Raw genomic sequence first — 19,635 nt, 5'->3', positions numbered from 1 at the left:
AAAATAGCCAATACAATGAAGATGAATTTAAAACGAGGAGGTTATTCTAATGTATTATAGCAATGGAAATTATGAAGCATTTGCTCGTCCGAAAAAACCAAAAGATGTCGATAAAAAAAGCGCTTACCTGATCGGATCTGGTTTAGCATCTTTGTCGGCCGCTGCTTTTCTGATTCGTGATGGTCAGATGAGAGGAGAGAATATTCATATTTTCGAGGAACTTGATATCGGTGGTGGTGGACTTGATGGCATTTATAATGGTGATCGTGGTTTCATTATCCGTGGTGGACGAGAAATGGAGGATCATTTTGAATGTTTATGGGATTTGTTCCGTTCGATTCCTTCGCTAGAAATAGATGGAGCTTCTGTACTAGATGAATTTTATTGGCTTAATAAGGAAGACCCCAATTACTCTTTGCAACGTGCGATTGTGAACAGAGGGGAGGACGCCCATACTGATGGGAAGTTCACCTTGAGCCAAACGGCTTCAATGGAACTGATTCAACTCTTTTTCACTCCAGAAGATAAATTGGAAAAATTAAAAATTACAGATGTATTAAGTGAAGACTTTTTTGAGTCGAATTTTTGGCTTTACTGGCAAACGATGTTTGCATTTGAACCATGGCACAGTGCAATGGAGATGCGCCGTTACGTTGCGCGGTTTATTCATCATATCGGTGGTTTACCTGATTTCTCCGCACTTAAGTTTACCAAATATAATCAATATGAATCTTTAGCTTTACCACTTATAACATTTCTGGAAAATCATGGTGTTACCTTTCAATACGATACAACAGTGACACAAGTAGAATTTGCTATTACTCATAATAAAAAAGTTGCTAAAACAATCGTTTATCAACAGCACAACGAGGAAAAACAGCTATCACTCGCAGAAGATGACTTTGTATTTATCACGAACGGAAGTAACACGGAAAGCTCTACGCTTGGTGATAACCATACACCAGCTACTATTAATCATGATCTTGGGGGGAGTTGGGAGCTGTGGAAAAATATAGCTAAACAAGATCCTGCCTTTGGATCACCGGAAACATTCTGTGGAAACATTGCAGAAAGCAACTGGGAATCAGCGACGATCACGACTTTAGACGATCGTATCCCAGCTTATATTGAGAAAATTTGCAAACGTGATCCCTTTAGCGGGAAAGTAGTCACTGGTGGGATAGTCACTATTAAAGACTCTAATTGGCTGATGAGCTTTACCCTTAACAGACAACCCCACTTTAAGGATCAGCCAGCTGATCAGTTAGTTGTTTGGGTTTATAGCTTATATTGTGACGTTCCTGGTAACTATATCAAAAAACCAATGAAAGATTGTACAGGTATTGAAATTACGGAGGAATGGCTTTATCACTTAGGTGTTCCAGAAGTTGAAATTCATGACATGGCTACACATGCTGCTAATTGTATACCCTGTATGATGCCTTTTGTTACTTCTTATTTCATGACTCGATCGGCTGGTGATCGCCCCAATGTGGTGCCCGAGGGATGTGTTAACGCTGCCTTTATTGGCAACTTTGCTGAAACACCAAGAGATACCGTCTTTACGACTGAATACTCTGTAAGAACAGCAATGGAGGCTGTCTACACCTTACTTAATATTGATAGAGGGGTGCCAGAAGTTTTTGCCTCTGCTTATGATATACGTGTTTTACTTGATTCAACAGCTAAAATGCTCGATGGGCAAAAACTTACTGATTTAGCATTACCGGATGAAACAAAACAAATCATCAATAAAGGGCTTAACCGTATGTCTGATACCGAGGTAATACGGTTATTAAAAGAATATCAACTCCTGTAAATGCTGTGTCGTTACCGTTGGAAAAGTTGAAACGCGAGGTAAAAGCGTTTCAACTTTTTTTAAGTAATCATCTATTTTTTTATCATTATTAAGCGTGAAATGACCAGTTACTCAAATTTGTTCCTTTTTGCTGTGAATATCGACGATGTATTTCTATCAACTTCTTTAATTAAATTAACTAAAGTGATAAAATAAAGGTCAGGATAGTATTGAGTTAACGGAGGTTAAGTAGATGCAACGTGGTAGTTTTCAAGCGATGAAGTCATTAAATAAATCAATTATTTTAACGAAAATTTTAAATGATGGACCCATATCTCGAGCGCAAATAGCGAAAGAAACAAAATTAACCCCTCCGACAGTGGGGTCACTTGTTAAAGAGTTAATCGATCAAAAGATTGTTAAAGAAAGTACACAAGGCATGTCAAAAGGTGGACGGAAGCCAACGATGCTTGTGATTGATCATCAAGCGTACTATATGATTGGCATTGATGCAGGTCCAACTAAAATAGATATTGTATTAACCAATTTAGCTGGTGACATTATATCTAATCTACAATATCAGTTACCATTACCGATTACAGAAGCACAGTTTCTCGACAAGTTAATTGAGGGTACAGAAGAAATCCTTAAACTCAACTCAGAACGAGCTAATGATGTGATCGGCATTGGGGTAGCGATGCATGGTGTCGTTGATGCTGAAGCCGGTGAGTCGCTTTATGCACCTAACTTGGATTTGCATAATATGCCAATAAAACAGACATTAGCGAATCATTTCGCTTACCTGGTTAGCATTGAAAATGATGCTCGTGCCCTAGCATTAGCGGAAACCTGGTTTGGTCAAGGGAAAGGCAGTGACCGACTCGTCGCTGTTAATATTGGAACAGGTGTAGGGGCTGGTGTTGCTATTGATGGTGAGTTATATCGTGGGGAGTCACATATAGCCGGTGAAATTGGTCATATGACGATTGATTTAAATGGTGAGGTTTGTTCGTGTGGTAATCGCGGGTGTTTGCAAACGATTATTTCTGGTCCTGCTATAGCTGAGCGAACAAACAAGCTAATGAAAGAGGGGGTTACCACTTCTTTAACTGAAGGTGATCATTTAACAGCATATGACGTATACAAAGCGGCAGAATCAGGAGATCAGTTTGCCAAAATGATTTTAACCGAAACCGGTAAATATATCGGAATCGGATTAACGAATTTGATTCATACGTTAAATCCAAGTCAAATCATTTTGAATGGTGGTGTCGCTAAGGCAGGTAAATATTTATTGCCAGCCATTAAAGCGACTGTGAAAGAGCGTGCATTAACAGCTTCAGCTAAGTCAACAGCGATTTGTTTATCCGATTTAGGTGATCATGCCACAGCTTTAGGAGCTGTTGCACTGATATTAGTGGAGTTGTTTGCGAAAAATGGTGAAATTTCGATATGAGGTCCACTTTTACTTTAAACTCCCAATGCCGTCGTTTTGTTCTTATATGCTCAACTTTCTCATCTAAATTTCCAGGGATAGCATAAGGATAGACCTCATATTAAATATAAGTGTTGACTTTGCATATAGATTTTCGATTGATTATAAACCTTTCGTTTTAGACGCGCAGGTGAGCTATGTTCGCTTTCCGCGATCGCACGAAAATTGAGAAATTCGCATGAATACTAGTTGCGATCGCACGAAAAGTGAGAAATTCGCATGAAAACGAGTTGCGATCGCACGAAAAGTGAGAAATTCGCATGAAAACGAGTTGTGATCGCACGAAAAGAGAGAAATTCGCATGAAAACGAGTTGCGATCGCACGAAAAGTAAGAATTTCGCATGAAAACGAGTTGCGATTGCACGCAAAATGGAGAAATCGCATTCAGTATAACCCCCAGTCTAAGTAGAGAGAAGCAAGGGTGAGACTTCTGCGGGAATAGGATGAGCCCGCGAAAAGCGAATCGATTGCTTTTCGGAACGAAATAACGTGCTAAACGTATGAAAGGTGGCATGCGGGCGCATCCATGCAGAAGTAAAGTCAGAGTCTATTGAGCGCTATCAAGGTTGAATAACTCTTTTCAGTAAAGGCACATAACGATCATTGGTTAGCTCTGTGTTGTAAAGGTAAACGTTGTTGTTTTTCGGTAGGGTTCTGTTGCTTTTAAATATATACTTGGGAAACCTGCATGTTCGAGCGAAGCAGGGGAGCTCTGTGTTTCTAAACAAACCCCTAAGTACTTCGCGCTGTTTCTTTCTTTTAATGTTAACGTATCATCCAATCCATTTGAGGTATACATGACGACACCTGGTTGATCAGTTGTAACGGTTAGGACCCGGCCACTGATAGGATCTGTCACGATAATCTTTCCTTCGTTCTGTTGATCAAAAATAAAGAAATGATCATAACCATTTTTAGCATAAATGTTTTGTGGATCACCAGAATTGACACCATCTGCAAGCGGACGTCCCTTTGTGAAATCAAATACCGTATTTGCAACAGGCAAAATTCTTCCAGTAGGTATCAGCTCTTCATCTAACTCAACAAATTGACTTGCATTCATTTTTACGTAGTGACCAAGAATCGTGTCTTTTAAATCTCCCGATAAATTGAAATAGGAGTGGTTCGTTAGGGTTAACACTGTATCTTGATCAGAGAATGCTTCGTAATCGATTGTGAATGCGTTATCATTCGTTAGCGTATAGGTTACCTTATATTTAATCGTACCCGGATAGCCTGCTTCACCATCAACGCTTGTATGGTAGAGGATAGCACCTACATGTGTTGCTGTTTCGATTAACTCGACTTGCCATATAACTGAGTGGAGCCCAATTGGACCACCGTGTAAATGATGCGTATTTTCATTTGCTGGTAACGTATATATCTTATCATTTAATTTGAAACGTGCATTTTCAATTCGACCTGCCACACGCCCGATAAGCGCGCCGAAATAGTTGGGATTATCCAAGTAATCTGCATAGTTTCGATAGCCAATCACCACGTTCTCGATTTGCTGATTACGGTCTGGAACATTTATAGAGGTAATAATACCACCAAAATCTAAAAAGGTAACACTGCTACCGTGATCATTTACCAGGGTATACTCTGTCCATGCTTGCCCCTCAATCGTTAAAGGGGTTTGTTTAACTTCCATAACCATTCCTCCTCTTTACTTAACTATTTAATGTTGAAAGAAATCGCTTAAACGCTATCTTCCCTTCAGCGTTTAATTTAAACACACCTGCATCCTGTAATACTTTAATAAATTTCTTCGCTAGCGCCTGTTCAACAACGTGCTCGACATTATCAACGGTTAAATTCGGGGTGTTCTGTTTCATTTGTTCGGCCCATTCTTGATGATAAGCTTCTATTTCGCTGGATTGATTGGTTAAATATTTCTTTATTTGATCAAGCTCGTTTTTCAATCTTGGTGGTAAGACCGCTAAACCCATGACTTCGATTAAGCCGATATTTTCTTTCTTAATATGATGGACATCTTGATGAGGGTGAAAGAGTCCGTCTGGGTGTGTGTCTGTTGTACGATTATTACGTAGCACTAAATCGAGTTCATATTGTTGATCTCTAAACCGAGCAATTGGCGTAATAGTATTGTGTGATGTCTCTTCGGTGAAAGCTAAAAGATCTGCTTCATGATCGCTATATTGGCGCCAGGCGGTTAAGATATGGCTAGCTGCGTCAGTAAGTCGCTCTTGACTCGTATGCCGTAAGCGAATAACAGACATCGGCCAATGAAGGACACTTGCTTCGATATCAGGATAATGATTTAGCGTAAATGTAAAAGCATCATCTGCTTCAGTCATCCCAAATGTATATTGCCCAGCTTGATAATGGTCATGACTAAGAATGCTTCCACCAACAATCGGTAAGTCGGCATTAGAACCGATAAAATAGTGTGGAAATTGCTCAACGAAAGCCAATAACCGCTTAAACGTATCTTTAGATATGACCATTGGTCGATGCTCTTTAGAGAAAACGATGCTGTGTTCATTGTAATAAACATATGGAGAGAATTGAAAATACCAATCTTCTCCAGCTAAATTAAGGTCGATTACACGATGATTTGATCGAGCTGGATGCCCGGTTCTACCCAGGTAGCCCTCATTCTCAATACAAAGTAAACATTGGGGATACTGGACATCTTGCTTAACTTGGCGCTCGCGTTTGATTTGCTCAGGATCTTTTTCAGGCTTTGATAAATTAATGGTTATATCTACTTTACCATAATCTGTACTTGCTTTGTAATGTATGTTTTTTGCAATGCGTTCAGTTTGAATATAATTGCTAACTTGGCTTAAATGATAGAAAAAATGAGTTGCATGTTTAGGGTGTTCAGCATAATGCCGATAAAATATTTGGTTAATCTCAGATGGTTTAGATAAAAAAACGTTCATTATCTCGGCATCAAGTCGTTCACGTTCATCTAAGGCAGGGCCGATAACATGACGCGCCACGGCATCATCAATTAATAGATGAAGCAGCTGAGGTATTGATCGATCACTGTCAGCTATGTCCGTACTTGAAAAGGTGTCCCGTTCAAGTAAGCCTAAGATTTGATTGCGACAATAGATACGATCACGCGCATCAATCAAGCCGGCTTCGATCACTTTTGTGATTAACTGTTCTATGGTCTGTTCAATCATACGATCCCTCCTTATAGCCATGTGGGTGTTGTTGATGCCAGCGCCATGCATCAGTTAGAATACGTTTAATTTCTGTTCGACTAGGTTGCCAGCCTAAGATGGCTTTGGCTTGAGCTGATGAGGCAATCAATTTACTAGGGTCACCTGCGCGCCGTTTACCGATCTTTTCGGGTATAGGGTGGCCTGTCACATGACGGGCAGCTGCGACAATCTCTTTAACAGAAAAGCCTTGGGAGCTTCCTAGATTAAAGATATGACTATCACCACCATCTAATAAATACTTAACGGCACGTATATGCGCATCGATTAAGTCTTCTACGTGAACATAGTCACGAATACATGTCCCGTCAGCAGTTGGATAATCATCACCAAAGATAGTAATAAATTCACGCTGGTCTAGCGCCACTTGGAGAACGATGGGGATCAGATGTGTTTCAGGATCATGGTCTTCGCCAATCTTAGCATCCGTTCTTGCCCCAGCAACGTTAAAATAACGTAATGAAACAAACCGAATCCCATATGCTTTCTCACACCAACGCATCATTTTTTCCATTGTTAACTTGGTTTCACCGTAGGTGTTAGTAGGAACTGTAGGCATATCTTCAGTAATCGGTACCCGTTCTGGTTCACCATAGGTTGCTGCTGTTGAAGAGAAAACAATATTTTTTACACCGAATTCCTCCATTGCTTGCAGTAATACTTGTGTGCCATAAACATTATTATCAAAGTACTTTAAAGGATTCTCCATCGATTCGCCTACTAAAGAGTTCGCTGCAAAATGGATAACGGCATCAATCTGTTCATTTTCAAAGACTTCACGTAAAAAGACAAGATCACGGATATCTCCCGGATAAAAAGTTGCTGCTGGATGAATTGCATCTCGATGACCAGTAGAAAGGTTATCAATTACGATCACATCATGGTTCTGCTCAATTAATTGATAGACAGCATGTGAACCAATGTAGCCAGCTCCACCTAAAATTAATACACGCATTCAATTAACCTCCTTATTATTAAGCTCATTTGCACCATCGCCGATTGTTGCTTTATAAAAAGTTGGTGCATAGCCAATTTTTGCACTATAGATACTTGCAACGTTTTCTTTGAAGCTCGCCCACTTGTCTTTCTCTACTAAAGCGATGGCGCAACCACCAAATCCAGCTCCAGTCATTCGAGCACCTAACACGCCAGGTTGTGTCCATGATGCTTCTACCAGTGTGTCAAGCTCAATGCCGGTCACTTGATAATCATGTTGTAATGAAAGATGGGATTGGTTCAGTAATGCACCAAAGCCAACAAGATCATCTTCTTTTAAGCAAACTAAAGCATCTTTGGTACGTTGATTTTCGTAGACGGCGTGTTTAGCACGCTTAACATGGATGTCATCTTTAATTAGCCCTTTGTACTCTTCAAACATCGTCATGCTCATTTCACCTAAGCTTTGGATAGGTAATTGGGTTTGAAGGTCGCGTAATGCGCTCTCACACTCGCTACGGCGTTCATTATACTTAGAATCTGCTAATTCTCGGCGTTTATTAGTATTAATGATCGCAATCACATAGTCACCAAGCTCTAGAGGTGCGTATTGATAGTCTAATGTATGACAGTCTAATAGAATGGCATGATCTTTCTTACCCATCCCAATTGCAAATTGGTCCATAATACCACTGTTGACGCCAATATATTTATTCTCTACTTGTTGCCCAAGTTGAACCATACGGATCCGATCAATAGTAAGGTTATATAAAGAAGATAGGGCTACGCCTGTTACTAATTCAATTGATGCAGAAGAAGAGAGTCCAGCACCATTGGGGATATTGCCATAAAATAAAATATCAAAACCATGTTCGATCGCGAACCCTTCATCAATAAAAGCTTGAATCATTCCTTTTGGATAATTAGCCCAATTATTTGCTTTGTTATAGCTTAAGTCATCTAGATCAACCGTAATGATGCCTAAATCTTTAAAGTTGTCTGAATAGAGGCGGACTTGACGATCATCACGTGGAGCGGCTACCGCATAAGTACCAAATGAAATCGATGCGGGGAATACATAACCGCCATTATAATCTGTATGTTCACCGATTAAATTAATCCTTCCAGGTGCAAAAAAAATGCGAGCTTCGCCTTGTTGAGACGGAAAGCGTTTCTTAAATGTGTTGAGCAGTTCTAGAATATCCATGAATACCACCTTCCAATTCACTTAATTAAATTAATTTATTAATATAATTTAATCTTATCATGTTAATATCGAAGAATCAATCACTATTTAAACAAATCATTGGATGGGCAAGCTACCTTAACTGCGAGCTCAATAAAAATATGCTATACTATTTTCACCAAAGGGGAGAAGGGGTGAGATAATTGCTGATCGAACAACTAATTAAAGAAAGAAGATCGATAGCGCGTTTTGGCGAAAGACCTGTGGATGTGGAAGAAGTAAAACAACTGCTTAATACGGCGATTTGGGTACCCAATCACAAAATGACGCAGCCGTGGCGTTTTGTCTTTATTACTGGAGAAACGAAGCAACAACTTGCTGAACTCGCCGGTTCATTTATGAGCAAGGGAAAAGTTGGGGAAGAGAAAGCAGCTGCTTATCAAAAGGCCTACCAAACTTTTGAACACGTACCTGTATTTTTAATGGTGATCATGGAAGAAAGCCATCTACTCAAGACTAGGCAAGAGGACTATGCTTCAACGAGCTTAATTATTCATAATCTCAGCCTACTTTGTTGGGAAAAAGGTATCGGGATGATCTGGAAAACCGGACCATTAACAGATGACGTTCGCTTTCGTGAGCTGGTTGGTGTGAAACAAGGAGAAAAGTTTGTCGGTATGCTCCAATTAGGGTATCCCGAAAAAGTGCCTAAAGCAAGACCAAGGGCTGACTTAACAGATCGAATAACAGAATTAAATTAAATAGATTATAAAAATCACCATCGTTAGTTGACGATAGTGATTTTTGCTTATCACAGATAACCGTTGGTAAACCCCCCCTCAAAATAGAGGTAGAACACATCTTTTGAGGTGGGTGATAACGGATGCTAATATTCTGATTTACTTAACTAATACTTAATGGGGAAGAACGAAAAAACCACTGGTTGAAGGTTCGTTTTATGATCATTGATTTAAAGTGGCGAAAATTAAAACACCTATTTCATCTCTTGATAAGTTGCCTTTGCAAGTCTCTCTAGTAAATAAACAACGGGAATTTGTGTTGTTAAATTAGTGTTGCCAATAAATTCGGTACTGACATAATACGCTAGATTATGGTCGGATAACTTAGCAAGAGCACTATCCGCATTGTTGGTAATACTAACAATCACACTGCCTTCTTGCTTAAATTGATTAACTTGTGCGAGTGTCGTGCTGGTCTCACCGGATACGGAAAGGACAATGGTGACACTATCTTCTATATACTGTTCATGAATCGGGAGGAACGGATCTTTAATATAGAATGCAAACTTCTTTAGACCGGAGAAATAGCGTGAACCGTATTCTGCTAAGATCCCCGAACTGCCGATACCAATAAAGACGACACGTTGTGCTTTGGCAATCACTTTAGCGATGTCACTAATTTTACTTTGGAAATCTTGTGTTAATGTGCGTTCTAAAAATTCAGTTAAACTCTTCTCGCCAGTTAATATTTCGTTTCTCTCCTCTTGGCCTTCTTGATACATCTTCAGTTTGACTTTAAATTCAGAAAAGCCATCACAATCTATTTTTTTGCAAAAACGGAGAATCGTTGTTGTCGATACATGTGTGACATTTGCTAGATCTCGGATCCGCATGTAAATCACTTTATCTATATTTTTAATAATGTAACTATATAAACTATGTTCTAAATCAGAAAAAGTAGCGATTTGTTTGCTAGTAAACAACGTCATCCGTCCTTCCGCTTTGCTCGTTATCTCTTACTATTATTATAGTCTTTCCTATTTAAATCTCGCAACTTCTAGTAAAGAATTAAGAAAAAACGGTAAAAAAAATAACAAAAAGATGTATAAAATCCTTAAACATTGCCCCAGAATGACAAATGTAACAGTTACAGCGTTATTTTTTATTAATCTTTAACTAGTCTGTAACCTACTAAGCAATACTTTGTACTATGATGGAAGTTGCTTAACGAAAAGGAGGCAATGAAATGAAGAAGATGGTTTTGTCACTATTAACAGTGACAGTAGTATCAACTGCTATTTCGGCATCACTTCATGCGCAAGAATATGAGGTAGAATCAGGTGATAGTTTATGGGAAATCGCTAGCGTTCATGACACCTCAATTGATACGTTACGCACATTAAATGAACTTGATTCAGATATCATTCACCCAGGACAAGTTCTTCAAATTGAGGAAGAAGAAATATATCATCAAGTAGAACGAGGAGATACATTATATGACCTAGCAGGAGAGTATGAGGTAACCGTTCTTGATCTAATGAATTGGAACGATTTAAACTCGGATCTCATTATTGTTGGTCAAGAGCTCGTTATCTATCCAAATGCTGAAGCAGTTGATCAAGGGGTTGAAGAAACACCGGCACAACCAGCGTCAGCACCAGAAGAGACAGAAGAGGCCGAAGAAGTTGCAGCTTCTGAGTCGGATGATAATCAATCAGAGGATGAACAATCGTCTGATCAGAAGACAATAAGTATGACAGCAACTGCTTATACAGCGGAATGCGACGGTTGTACAGGCATTACTGCAACAGGTTTAAATTTAAATGAAGATCGCAATAAGAAAGTGATTGCTGTTGATCCATCTGTTATTCCGCTAGGCACACGTGTCCATGTAGAAGGATATGGTGAAGCAGTAGCCGGCGATACGGGTGGTGCGATTCAAGGTAACAAAATTGATATTCACGTGCCTACACGTGAAGAAGCCCTATCTTGGGGTGTGCGTGAAGTAGATGTCACTATTTTAGAGTAGAATGAAATAACAAGTTGGTTAAACTAAACTGGCACCTATAGCGAAGACACTTGAGTAAAGTGCTTCATCTATAGGTGCCCTTTTGCATTTTGAATAATAAGTTATCTATGTGAAATAAGGTTTTTATTATACTTAAATTTATTTACAAAGACGAATCCTTCACTAAAAAACTAGAAGTCTACAATAGTTGAGACGGCTTCATCTTCAATCTTCACATCGTGATTCGGGCTATCTTGCCGTAATCCAATGATGCCAAAAGTGACCACTAACAGCAGAAACAAAATAATCAAACCTTTACGCATCGGTCTTGCCTCCTATATATTTGTAAAGTCCATTTACATTGTATATGATAATAACTAAATAGAAAAGTCTTAATTAATCGTTTCACAAAATTTTAAAAAATCCACAAATCAATGCAAATAATCAAACCCAAAGGGCAACAATTATTAAGCCCGTTAACATGTATTTTGTTGGTGATGAATGGATAGAAAGGAAGCAGATGATGGAACCGTTTGAATTAGCTAGAGTTATTGAAATAACCTCAATTGGCGAAGGGACGCGTGTATGTTTAGACCTAATCGATGAACTTGATCCGTTAGAAGGGGTATTAATTGGCAACACAGGTAATGGTTATTTAGTAGCGTTATCTGAAAATCGCTCGACAGACACTTATCCTCCTCGTCCATTTCGAGTAAATGCTGGCGCCTATCACCATTATATTTCAGTGGGTGAAGATAAAACACAATATTTAGCGGAAATCAAACCAGGTATGCAAGTGCCGTTATGGAATCGCACGAAGACCCGACTGCTTTCTGTTGGACGGGTGAAGCTAGAGCGTCGCCCATTTATTCGAATTGTTTGTCAAGTAAAGGATACAGATAAGCAAATATCGGTGACGGTTCAAGAAGCAGATAGTGTGCATCTGCTAGCAGGTGATCAAACCGCTAAACCAGCTATTGATTTAGTTGTCGGTGATGAGTTGCTTTGCTATCCGGATCAAGCAGGACGTCATTTAGGTGAGAAGATTGAAGAAGAGATTACTGAGCTTTGAGTTTATTGCAGAACCCTGTCCACTAATGTCTTGATTTACTCGGTCGACAATAACTGCGAGAACAACGAATCCCAACTGATCGGAGGTTCGTTTTCTTTTAAAAGAAGTCTTTACCGCAGAATATTATTATTTTCTAAAAATTCTTATTCTTTTTGGTTGACTTCTTTACTTGAACATAATATGATAGTAACCAACTCATAACGTTTTGTGTTGACGAAGAGGAGTAGCTTAATGGCTTTACGAAAAGAGAGCTAGTGGTTGGTGCGAACTAGTGTGAAGTGTTAAGTGAATGGACTTCTGAGCATTCAAACTGAACGGCAATTAGCTTAGTAGGCTTTGACGGCATTTGTTTCGCCGTTATCAAGAAACAACGATTCATCGAATGATTGATCGTCAAGTGAGCAATAATTGCTAATCAAGGTGGCACCACGGGTTCCCTCGTCCTTACTGGATCAGGGAACCCTTTTTGTATATATACAAAACAAATCAATGATGCAAGAATAGTACGCTTAAACAAGTCATGACAGAGAGCTGGTGGGGCTGTGAATCCAGCATGCTTGTTAAGCCGAATGGCCTTGCGAGAGTTTTTCTGAAAGGAAACGAGTAGGAAGAAACGGTTGATCTCCGTTACAAGATATAAAGCGTAGAAACACATGTTTCTAAACTGGTGGTGGTACCGCGGTTTGAACTCAATAAATCGTCCCCTAAAATAGTCTAAGTCTGTTTTAGGGGTTTTTTGTCTATTTGTTTAATGGTTTTCTTTTTAAAGTTATGTTTTTTATTAAATAATAAGTGATGAGATGAAAGATAAGTAACTTATCCTAATAAAAGGGGTGATTGATGATGGGCTTTCAATATCAAATAAAAGAACTTAACGGTGACACGTTAACACCAATTGCTGTGTTTAATCGACTTCAAGGTAAGCGGAAATTCATTCTGGAAAGTTCAAGTGGTCATGGTGAAAAAGGACGCTATTCATTTATCGGTGTCAATCCGTTTAAAGAGATTATCGCCTCGCAGCAACGAGTCGAAATTAACACTGATCAGGGTGCACACACTGAACAAGGCGATCCACTGGAGATCGTGAAAAAACACGTGCCTCATGTTGATTTAAATTTACCATTCGCTTTTTATGGTGGAGCGATTGGCTATATCGGCTACGATAGTATCCGTCAATACGAAGATATAGGTGAACGCCTTGATGATGAAATTGAGATGCCGGATCTCCATCTGATGTTCTACCAAGAAGTCGTCATTTTTGATCATAAACAACAATCAGTCACTGTCGTTGCTGTTGATATGACGCAAACAAGAACGAAACAAGATTTGAATGCTAAATTGGATCAATTGACAGAACAACTTTTGACGAACCAAGTGAAACAAGGAAATGAAAAATTCGCCTTAACATTTACTCCTTCAATTGATGAGCGTACCTTCATAGAAATGGTAGAAACGGCCAAACGACATATTATTGACGGCGACGTTTTTCAAGTTGTTTTATCACAACGAATGAAGGCTTCATTCACTGTTGATCCGTTTACGTTCTATCGTAGGTTGCGACTAGCCAATCCATCACCATATATGTTCTATATCGATTTCGAAAATTATATCGTTTTAGGTGCGTCTCCGGAAAGTCTCATTAAAATTAAAGGCGATGAGGTGGTCACTAATCCAATTGCAGGGACGCGTCCTAGAGGCAGAACGGAATCAGAAGATCTTGCACTAGCTGAACAGTTACTGGCTGACCAAAAAGAACGTGCAGAGCATAAGATGCTTGTTGATCTGAGCCGAAATGACTTGGGAAAGGTTTGCCAAGTACACACGATAGAAGTTGCTAAATATATGGAGATTGAACGTTATCAACATGTCATGCACATTGTTTCAGAGGTAACAGGGAAGTTGGAAAAAAATATGACTGGGTTGGATGCATTAATAGCAACATTACCGGCAGGAACCGTCTCTGGTGCACCTAAGATACGTGCAATGCAAATTATTAATGCGCTTGAGTCCAAAAAAAGAGGTGTCTACGCTGGATCAGTTGGTTATATTAACCTAAATGGCGATTTAGATTTAGCTTTGGCAATTCGAACAATGGTTGTAAAAGGTCAAACCGCCTATGTTCAAGCGGGAGCAGGTATTGTATATGATTCAGATCCAGCTAGTGAGTATCAGGAAACATTAAATAAAGCAAAATCGTTATTGGAGGTAGCGAACCGATGATTTTATTAATTGATAATTATGATTCATTCACCTATAACTTGTATCAATACATTAGTGAACTGGGAGAACAGGTCAAAGTCGTACGCAATGACCAAATCACTTTAGCGGAAATTGAGTCATTATCACCTGAAGCGATTGTTTTGTCTCCGGGTCCAGGTGCACCAAAAGAAGCAGGGATATGCATTGATGTAGTTAAAGCCTTTGAACAAAAGGTTCCTATTTTAGGGATTTGCTTGGGTCATCAAGCGATTGGTGAAGCCTATGGAGCAACGGTGAGCCACGCCAAATTCGTGAAGCATGGAAAAACGTCGGAAATTAAGCATTATCGTGATAATATTTTTCGAAATTTAAATGATACCATTGAGGTGATGCGTTATCACTCCTTAGTGATCTTAAAACAGACCATGCCGTCTTGTTTGACAGTTACAGCGATATCGTTGGAAGACGACGAAATAATGGCTGTGAAACATAACGATTTTCCGATTTACGGTATGCAATTTCATCCTGAGTCGATTGGGACAACAGATGGAAAGAAGTTATTAGCGAATTTCTTAACCACAATTAGGGAGGGCGATAAAGGTGAGAAGCTTCTTAAAGAAAGTCACTGATAAACAGGATTTGTCGATTGCAGAGATGGAGCAGGCGAGCCGTCTCATCTTTGATCCGGACACACCAGAGGCTGCAATTGGGGGGTTTTTAGTCGCGCTAAAGCTCAAAGGGGAATCGGTAAGTGAAATAACGGGGTTAGTTAATGTGATACGTGAGAAGTCTTTACCTTTACCAACAGAGATAGCTGGTGCAATGGATAACTGTGGAACAGGTGGTGACGGTTCGCAAAGCTTTAATATTAGTACAACGAGTGCATTTGTTTTAGCAGGCGCTGGTATTAAAGTAGCTAAACATGGGAATCGTAGTATCTCGAGTCAAACAGGTAGTGCAGATGTTTTAGAAGCATTAGGTGTTGAATTGAGCTCAACGCCTGAGCAAATGACAGAACTGTTAAAAGATAATGGCATTGCCTTTCTATTTGCTCAGCATGTCCATCCAGAGATGAGGCAAGTGATGCAAGTTAGACGCGGATTGGCGATACCTACGATTTTTAATTTAATTGGTCCATTGACGAACCCTGTTGAATTAACGACACAGTTATTAGGCGTTTATCGTCGTGATTTATTAGAACAAGTCGCTAATGTCCTTCATCAACTAGGTCGTAAGCGAGCGCTCGTTATAAATGGAGCAGGTTACATGGATGAAGCGTCGCTTGCGGGTGAGAACCATTGTGTCTTACTTGATCGAGGTGAAATGATGCAATTTACCATTACACCCGAGGAAGTCGGCTTGCCAACTGTAAATAATGAACAGATTCGTGGTGGAACAGCACAGGAAAATGCTGCGATATTACGTGCTGTATTAGAAGGTGAACAGGGCCCGCATCGTGATACGGTATTACTAAATGCTGGGCTTGGGATTTTTGCAAATGGAAAGGCAGATACAGTTCAGCAAGGGGTTCAATTGGCTCAAGAAAGTATTGATTCAAAAGCAGCGTTAGCCAAGCTTGATTTCTTAATTAATTACAGTGAGAATCAACGAGGGGTGAGGGAATGACCATTTTAGCAGATATCTTACTGGAGAAAATGGCAGAAGTTGAAAGGTTAAAAGCAACCCATAAGGATACTGAGCTCAAACGTACCCAGCCAATCCGTTCGTTTTATCAACGGTGTCAAAAAAGTGATGGATTAAATATCATTGCTGAATTTAAACGTGCTTCACCATCGAAAGGATTAATTAATCCAAATTTAGATCCTGCTGCACAGGCAAAAGCTTATCAAGCAGCTGGTGCTTCAATGATTTCAGTGTTAACCGATCAACCATTTTTCCAAGGGACAATGAATGACTTACTCGCGGTACGTCAAGTTGTGGATTTACCAATCTTGAATAAAGACTTTATTATTGACCCTGTTCAAATCGATCGCGCTTATGTCAGTGGCGCGGATGTTATCTTGTTAATTGTAGCGGCTTTATCTGAGGAAAAACTGACATTCCTGTTTCAATATGCGACTGATTTGGGGTTAGAGGTCCTTGTCGAAGTTCATAATCAAGCTGAAATGCATGTGGCTCAACGTTTAGGATCAACCTTAATTGGTGTGAATAATAGGAATCTTAAGACTTTTGAAGTTGATTTAGCAATTACCGAACAGTTAGCAGCATCAATTGATCCAGCTAAACAAGTGCTAATTAGTGAAAGCGGCATGAAAACATCGGATGACGTTGCTCGAGTGAAAGCTGCCGGAGCAAACGCCATTTTAGTTGGTGAAACGATGATGAAGTCGGAAGACGTGAAGCAAACGTTTAATGATTTTATTAGTGTGGGTGAAGACCATGTTGGTTAAAATTTGTGGTGTTCAGTCTCAAGCAACGGCAAGAGTTGTAGCTGATGCTGGGGCAGACTTGATTGGATTTGTTTTTGCAAAAAGCAAGCGACAACTAAAGATTGAAGCGGCACAAGCCATTTGTGAGGGTTTGCCATCGTCTGTAAAGTCAGTTGGTGTTTTTGTTAATAAGCCAATTGAAGAAGTTAATCAGATCGCTGATCAAGTGGGTCTCGATTATGTGCAGTTACACGGCAATGAGTCACTATCCGCTTGTCGAGCGAGTCGCTATCCCGTTATTAAGTCGATTTCCATCCAAACATTCAGTGATGTTGATAGCATTTGTCATTATATTAATGATGTTGATTATGTTTTACTTGATGGTGCTGTGGCAGGAAGTGGCCACGTATTTGATTGGAACTTAATTGATTCGTTCAAACTAAAGCGAGAAAAGTTGATTTTGGCTGGTGGATTAACCCTAACCAATGTTCAACAAGCGATTCACCACATACAGCCAGCTGGTGTTGATGTTTCAAGTGGTGTGGAAGTCAACGGTGTAAAAGATGATGAAAAAATTATTCAATTTATAAAAAATGCAAAGGAAGGCTAGGTGAAAGCATATGTCAGCTTATCAACAACCAAGCGAAACCGGACATTTTGGTTCTTTTGGCGGGCGCTTCGTTCCAGAAACATTAATGCCTGCAGTAATTGAGCTAGAACAAGCATACAAGCAGGCCTGTGAAGATGCAGAATTTCAAAAGGAATTTAATTATTATTTGAAACAGTATGTTGGGCGTGAGACGCCATTGTACTTTGCGGAACGTTTAACAAAAGCGCTCGGAGGGGCGAAGATTTATTTAAAACGAGAAGACCTCAATCATACCGGTGCACATAAAATAAATAACGCTCTGGGTCAAGCATTATTAACCGTAAGGATGGGCAAACAGAAAGTAGTTGCTGAAACAGGTGCTGGTCAACATGGTGTAGCGACAGCAACTGTATGTGCATTGTTGGGACTTGAGTGTATCGTTTTTATGGGAGAAGAAGATATTCGTAGACAAAAGCTAAACGTCTTCCGAATGGAATTACTTGGTGCTGAAGTGGTTAGTGTGAGCCAAGGAAGTGGAACGTTAAAAGATGCAGTTAATGAAGCACTACGTTATTGGGTTGCCCATGTTGAAGATACCCACTATATTATAGGTTCCGTGGTGGGCCCACATCCGTTTCCAAAAATGGTCCGTGATTTTCAAAGTGTCATTGGTACAGAAACAAAGCAACAGTTTGCCGAGGTTGAAGCGGGTCTGCCTGATGCTGTTGTTGCCTGTATCGGCGGTGGTAGCAATGCAATGGGAATGTTTTATCCATTTGTGAATGACAGCACTGTTAAGCTGTATGGCGTTGAAGCAGGGGGATCAGGCATCGATACAGGAAAGCATGCTGCCACCTTAACAGAAGGTAAGGTCGGTGTTTTACACGGCACGATGACGTATTTACTTCAAGATCAAGAGGGACAAGTAGAAGAAGCACATTCTATTTCAGCAGGGCTCGATTATCCGGGGGTTGGACCGGAACACAGTCATTTTAAAGAGATTGAGCGTGTCAGCTACCATTCGATAACAGATAATGAAGCTCTAGAAGGACTTAAGTTTTTATCACGAGCAGAAGGGATTATCCCAGCGTTAGAAAGCGCCCATGCCATTGCTTATTTAAAAAAACTCGCACCAACGATGCGTGCCGACCAATCGATTGTGGTTTGTCTGTCTGGACGCGGTGACAAAGATGTTGAAGCAGTCAAAGATGCGTTAGGAGGTGAGGGTAATGCCTAAAGCGAAGTTGGAACAAGCCTTTGAACAGACACTTTCCAAAGGTGATAAAATCTTTGTACCCTACATTATGGCCGGTGACGGTGGAATTGATGCATTACCTGAACAGATACAATTTTTGCAAGAGCAAGGGGCAACAGCAATTGAATTAGGCATCCCTTTTTCTGATCCTGTTGCAGATGGACCAACGATACAAGCAGCTGGATTGCGAGCATTAGCTGAAGGTGTTAGCTTGCGGTCTGTGTTAAACAAACTGGCAGAAACGAAACAAGGGCGCTCAATTCCGATTGTATTAATGACATATCTTAATCCGATTTATAACTATGGGGTTGAAGCGTTTGCTCTAGCCTGTGAACAAGCAGGTGTAGATGGTGTCATTGTTCCTGATCTTCCGTTAGAAGAAGAAGGTTTACTTACCCCATCTTTAGCAGATTACCAAATAGCATTAATCCGTCTAGCTGCTTTAACAAGTTCTAAACAACGATTAGAAAAAATTGCTACTCAAACAGAAGGGTTTCTCTATGCAGTCACTGTAACGGGTACAACAGGTGAACGAGCGACTTTTGCTGATAATGTCACGGTGTATTTGGAACAATTAAAGACGATGACTGACACCCCTGTATTAGCTGGGTTCGGCGTTTCCACACCCGAACAAGTTCGAGCACTAAGCGAACATTGCGATGGTGTGGTAGTAGGTAGTAAAATTGTCGCCAGCTTACATGAAAACAATCGGACAGAAATTAAACCACTTATTCAAGCAACAAAAAACAGATCCGCAAACTAGGCG

At 40.0% G+C, this 19,635-nt stretch carries 18 protein-coding genes and 2 other annotated features; of the genes, 12 read left to right on the top strand and 6 right to left on the bottom strand.

What is annotated here, in order from left to right:
• The first annotated feature begins 49 nt into the window (after positions 1-49).
• The gene (locus B494_RS0104265; RefSeq protein ID WP_017471133.1) at positions 50-1,819 is read left to right on the top strand and encodes an oleate hydratase; all 1,770 of its coding nucleotides are present in this window, start codon (positions 50-52) and stop codon (positions 1,817-1,819) included.
• A 232-nt stretch (positions 1,820-2,051) separates the two neighbouring features.
• On the top strand, positions 2,052-3,254 hold the full coding sequence (locus B494_RS0104260) for an ROK family transcriptional regulator (RefSeq protein WP_017471132.1): 1,203 nt from the start codon (positions 2,052-2,054) through the stop codon (positions 3,252-3,254).
• Between the two features lie 647 nt (positions 3,255-3,901).
• Here B494_RS0104260 and B494_RS0104255 read toward each other — a convergent pair.
• Genes B494_RS0104255 through B494_RS0104240 form a run of 4 tightly spaced genes read right to left on the bottom strand, consistent with a single transcriptional unit; the run spans position 3,902 to position 8,637 of the window.
• The gene (locus B494_RS0104255) at positions 3,902-4,948 is read right to left on the bottom strand and encodes an aldose epimerase family protein (protein WP_017471131.1); all 1,047 of its coding nucleotides are present in this window, start codon (positions 4,946-4,948) and stop codon (positions 3,902-3,904) included.
• 19 nt (positions 4,949-4,967) lie between these two features.
• The gene (gene galT / locus B494_RS0104250; protein ID WP_017471130.1) at positions 4,968-6,455 is read right to left on the bottom strand and encodes a UDP-glucose--hexose-1-phosphate uridylyltransferase; all 1,488 of its coding nucleotides are present in this window, start codon (positions 6,453-6,455) and stop codon (positions 4,968-4,970) included.
• Complete coding sequence (gene galE / locus B494_RS0104245; protein WP_017471129.1) at positions 6,448-7,449, bottom strand: UDP-glucose 4-epimerase GalE; 1,002 nt, start codon at positions 7,447-7,449, stop codon at positions 6,448-6,450. The genes galT and galE overlap by 8 nt, the downstream gene beginning before the upstream one ends.
• Positions 7,450-8,637 (bottom strand): galactokinase, encoded by a 1,188-nt coding sequence (locus B494_RS0104240; protein WP_017471128.1) that lies wholly within the window; start codon positions 8,635-8,637, stop codon positions 7,450-7,452.
• A 182-nt stretch (positions 8,638-8,819) separates the two neighbouring features.
• On the opposite strand from B494_RS0104240, the gene B494_RS0104235 reads away from it, so the two are divergent.
• Positions 8,820-9,377, top strand: a complete 558-nt coding sequence (locus tag B494_RS0104235; RefSeq protein ID WP_017471127.1) for a nitroreductase family protein — start codon at positions 8,820-8,822, stop codon at positions 9,375-9,377.
• A gap of 233 nt (positions 9,378-9,610) precedes the next feature.
• Here the strand turns inward: B494_RS0104235 and B494_RS0104230 are convergent, their stop codons facing one another.
• A complete protein-coding gene (locus B494_RS0104230) occupies positions 9,611-10,339 on the bottom strand; it encodes a MurR/RpiR family transcriptional regulator (RefSeq protein ID WP_017471126.1) in 729 nt (242 codons plus the stop codon).
• Positions 10,340-10,602: 263 nt separating this feature from the next.
• Between B494_RS0104230 and B494_RS0104225 the strand changes: the two genes are divergently transcribed.
• A complete protein-coding gene (locus B494_RS0104225) occupies positions 10,603-11,385 on the top strand; it encodes a 3D domain-containing protein (RefSeq protein ID WP_017471125.1) in 783 nt (260 codons plus the stop codon).
• Positions 11,386-11,555: 170 nt separating this feature from the next.
• Here B494_RS0104225 and B494_RS21570 read toward each other — a convergent pair whose 3' ends face one another.
• The gene (locus B494_RS21570) at positions 11,556-11,687 is read right to left on the bottom strand and encodes a hypothetical protein (protein WP_017471124.1); all 132 of its coding nucleotides are present in this window, start codon (positions 11,685-11,687) and stop codon (positions 11,556-11,558) included.
• Between the two features lie 200 nt (positions 11,688-11,887).
• Between B494_RS21570 and B494_RS0104215 the strand changes: the two genes are divergently transcribed.
• The 8 genes from B494_RS0104215 (at position 11,888) to trpA (ending at position 19,632) form a co-directional block, all read left to right on the top strand.
• A complete protein-coding gene (locus B494_RS0104215; protein WP_017471123.1) occupies positions 11,888-12,436 on the top strand; it encodes a 3-dehydroquinate synthase II domain-containing protein in 549 nt (182 codons plus the stop codon).
• A 201-nt stretch (positions 12,437-12,637) separates the two neighbouring features.
• Positions 12,638-12,885, top strand: a binding site (T-box leader).
• A 31-nt stretch (positions 12,886-12,916) separates the two neighbouring features.
• Positions 12,917-13,144: a binding site (T-box leader), on the top strand.
• A gap of 135 nt (positions 13,145-13,279) precedes the next feature.
• The gene (gene trpE, locus B494_RS0104210; protein ID WP_017471122.1) at positions 13,280-14,656 is read left to right on the top strand and encodes an anthranilate synthase component I; all 1,377 of its coding nucleotides are present in this window, start codon (positions 13,280-13,282) and stop codon (positions 14,654-14,656) included.
• Complete coding sequence (locus B494_RS0104205; RefSeq protein WP_017471121.1) at positions 14,653-15,264, top strand: anthranilate synthase component II; 612 nt, start codon at positions 14,653-14,655, stop codon at positions 15,262-15,264. The genes trpE and B494_RS0104205 overlap by 4 nt, the downstream gene beginning before the upstream one ends.
• On the top strand, positions 15,236-16,261 hold the full coding sequence (gene trpD / locus B494_RS0104200; protein WP_017471120.1) for an anthranilate phosphoribosyltransferase: 1,026 nt from the start codon (positions 15,236-15,238) through the stop codon (positions 16,259-16,261). Before B494_RS0104205 ends, trpD begins: the two co-directional genes overlap by 29 nt.
• Positions 16,258-17,046: an indole-3-glycerol phosphate synthase TrpC gene (trpC, locus tag B494_RS0104195; RefSeq protein ID WP_017471119.1), complete on the top strand. Its 789-nt coding sequence runs from the start codon at positions 16,258-16,260 to the stop codon at positions 17,044-17,046. The genes trpD and trpC overlap by 4 nt, the downstream gene beginning before the upstream one ends.
• A complete protein-coding gene (locus B494_RS0104190) occupies positions 17,036-17,635 on the top strand; it encodes a phosphoribosylanthranilate isomerase (RefSeq protein ID WP_017471118.1) in 600 nt (199 codons plus the stop codon). The genes trpC and B494_RS0104190 overlap by 11 nt, the downstream gene beginning before the upstream one ends.
• A 10-nt stretch (positions 17,636-17,645) precedes the next feature.
• The gene (gene trpB, locus B494_RS0104185; protein ID WP_017471117.1) at positions 17,646-18,851 is read left to right on the top strand and encodes a tryptophan synthase subunit beta; all 1,206 of its coding nucleotides are present in this window, start codon (positions 17,646-17,648) and stop codon (positions 18,849-18,851) included.
• Complete coding sequence (trpA, locus tag B494_RS0104180) at positions 18,844-19,632, top strand: tryptophan synthase subunit alpha (RefSeq protein WP_017471116.1); 789 nt, start codon at positions 18,844-18,846, stop codon at positions 19,630-19,632. Before trpB ends, trpA begins: the two co-directional genes overlap by 8 nt.
• Positions 19,633-19,635 lie beyond the last annotated feature (3 nt).

Origin of the sequence: Amphibacillus jilinensis Y1, from assembly GCF_000306965.1 — a bacterium.
Lineage (GTDB): Bacteria > Bacillota > Bacilli > Bacillales > Amphibacillaceae > Amphibacillus_C > Amphibacillus_C jilinensis.
This window is presented reverse-complemented; position numbering and strand designations above follow the sequence as displayed.

Excerpts from the sequence above, each read along its gene's own strand:
- B494_RS0104265 (WP_017471133.1), top strand. The coding sequence starts at position 50 with ATGTATTATAGCAATGGAAATTATGAAGCATTTGCTCGTCCGAAAAAA.
- B494_RS0104260 (WP_017471132.1), top strand. The coding sequence starts at position 2,052 with ATGCAACGTGGTAGTTTTCAAGCGATGAAGTCATTAAATAAATCAATT.
- B494_RS0104255 (WP_017471131.1), bottom strand. The coding sequence starts at position 4,948 with ATGGAAGTTAAACAAACCCCTTTAACGATTGAGGGGCAAGCATGGACA.
- galT (WP_017471130.1), bottom strand. The coding sequence starts at position 6,455 with ATGATTGAACAGACCATAGAACAGTTAATCACAAAAGTGATCGAAGCC.
- galE (WP_017471129.1), bottom strand. The coding sequence starts at position 7,449 with ATGCGTGTATTAATTTTAGGTGGAGCTGGCTACATTGGTTCACATGCT.
- B494_RS0104240 (WP_017471128.1), bottom strand. The coding sequence starts at position 8,637 with ATGGATATTCTAGAACTGCTCAACACATTTAAGAAACGCTTTCCGTCT.
- B494_RS0104225 (WP_017471125.1), top strand. The coding sequence starts at position 10,603 with ATGAAGAAGATGGTTTTGTCACTATTAACAGTGACAGTAGTATCAACT.
- B494_RS21570 (WP_017471124.1), bottom strand. The coding sequence starts at position 11,687 with ATGCGTAAAGGTTTGATTATTTTGTTTCTGCTGTTAGTGGTCACTTTT.
- B494_RS0104215 (WP_017471123.1), top strand. The coding sequence starts at position 11,888 with ATGGAACCGTTTGAATTAGCTAGAGTTATTGAAATAACCTCAATTGGC.
- trpE (WP_017471122.1), top strand. The coding sequence starts at position 13,280 with ATGGGCTTTCAATATCAAATAAAAGAACTTAACGGTGACACGTTAACA.
- B494_RS0104205 (WP_017471121.1), top strand. The coding sequence starts at position 14,653 with ATGATTTTATTAATTGATAATTATGATTCATTCACCTATAACTTGTAT.
- trpC (WP_017471119.1), top strand. The coding sequence starts at position 16,258 with ATGACCATTTTAGCAGATATCTTACTGGAGAAAATGGCAGAAGTTGAA.
- B494_RS0104190 (WP_017471118.1), top strand. The coding sequence starts at position 17,036 with ATGTTGGTTAAAATTTGTGGTGTTCAGTCTCAAGCAACGGCAAGAGTT.
- trpB (WP_017471117.1), top strand. The coding sequence starts at position 17,646 with ATGTCAGCTTATCAACAACCAAGCGAAACCGGACATTTTGGTTCTTTT.
- trpA (WP_017471116.1), top strand. The coding sequence starts at position 18,844 with ATGCCTAAAGCGAAGTTGGAACAAGCCTTTGAACAGACACTTTCCAAA.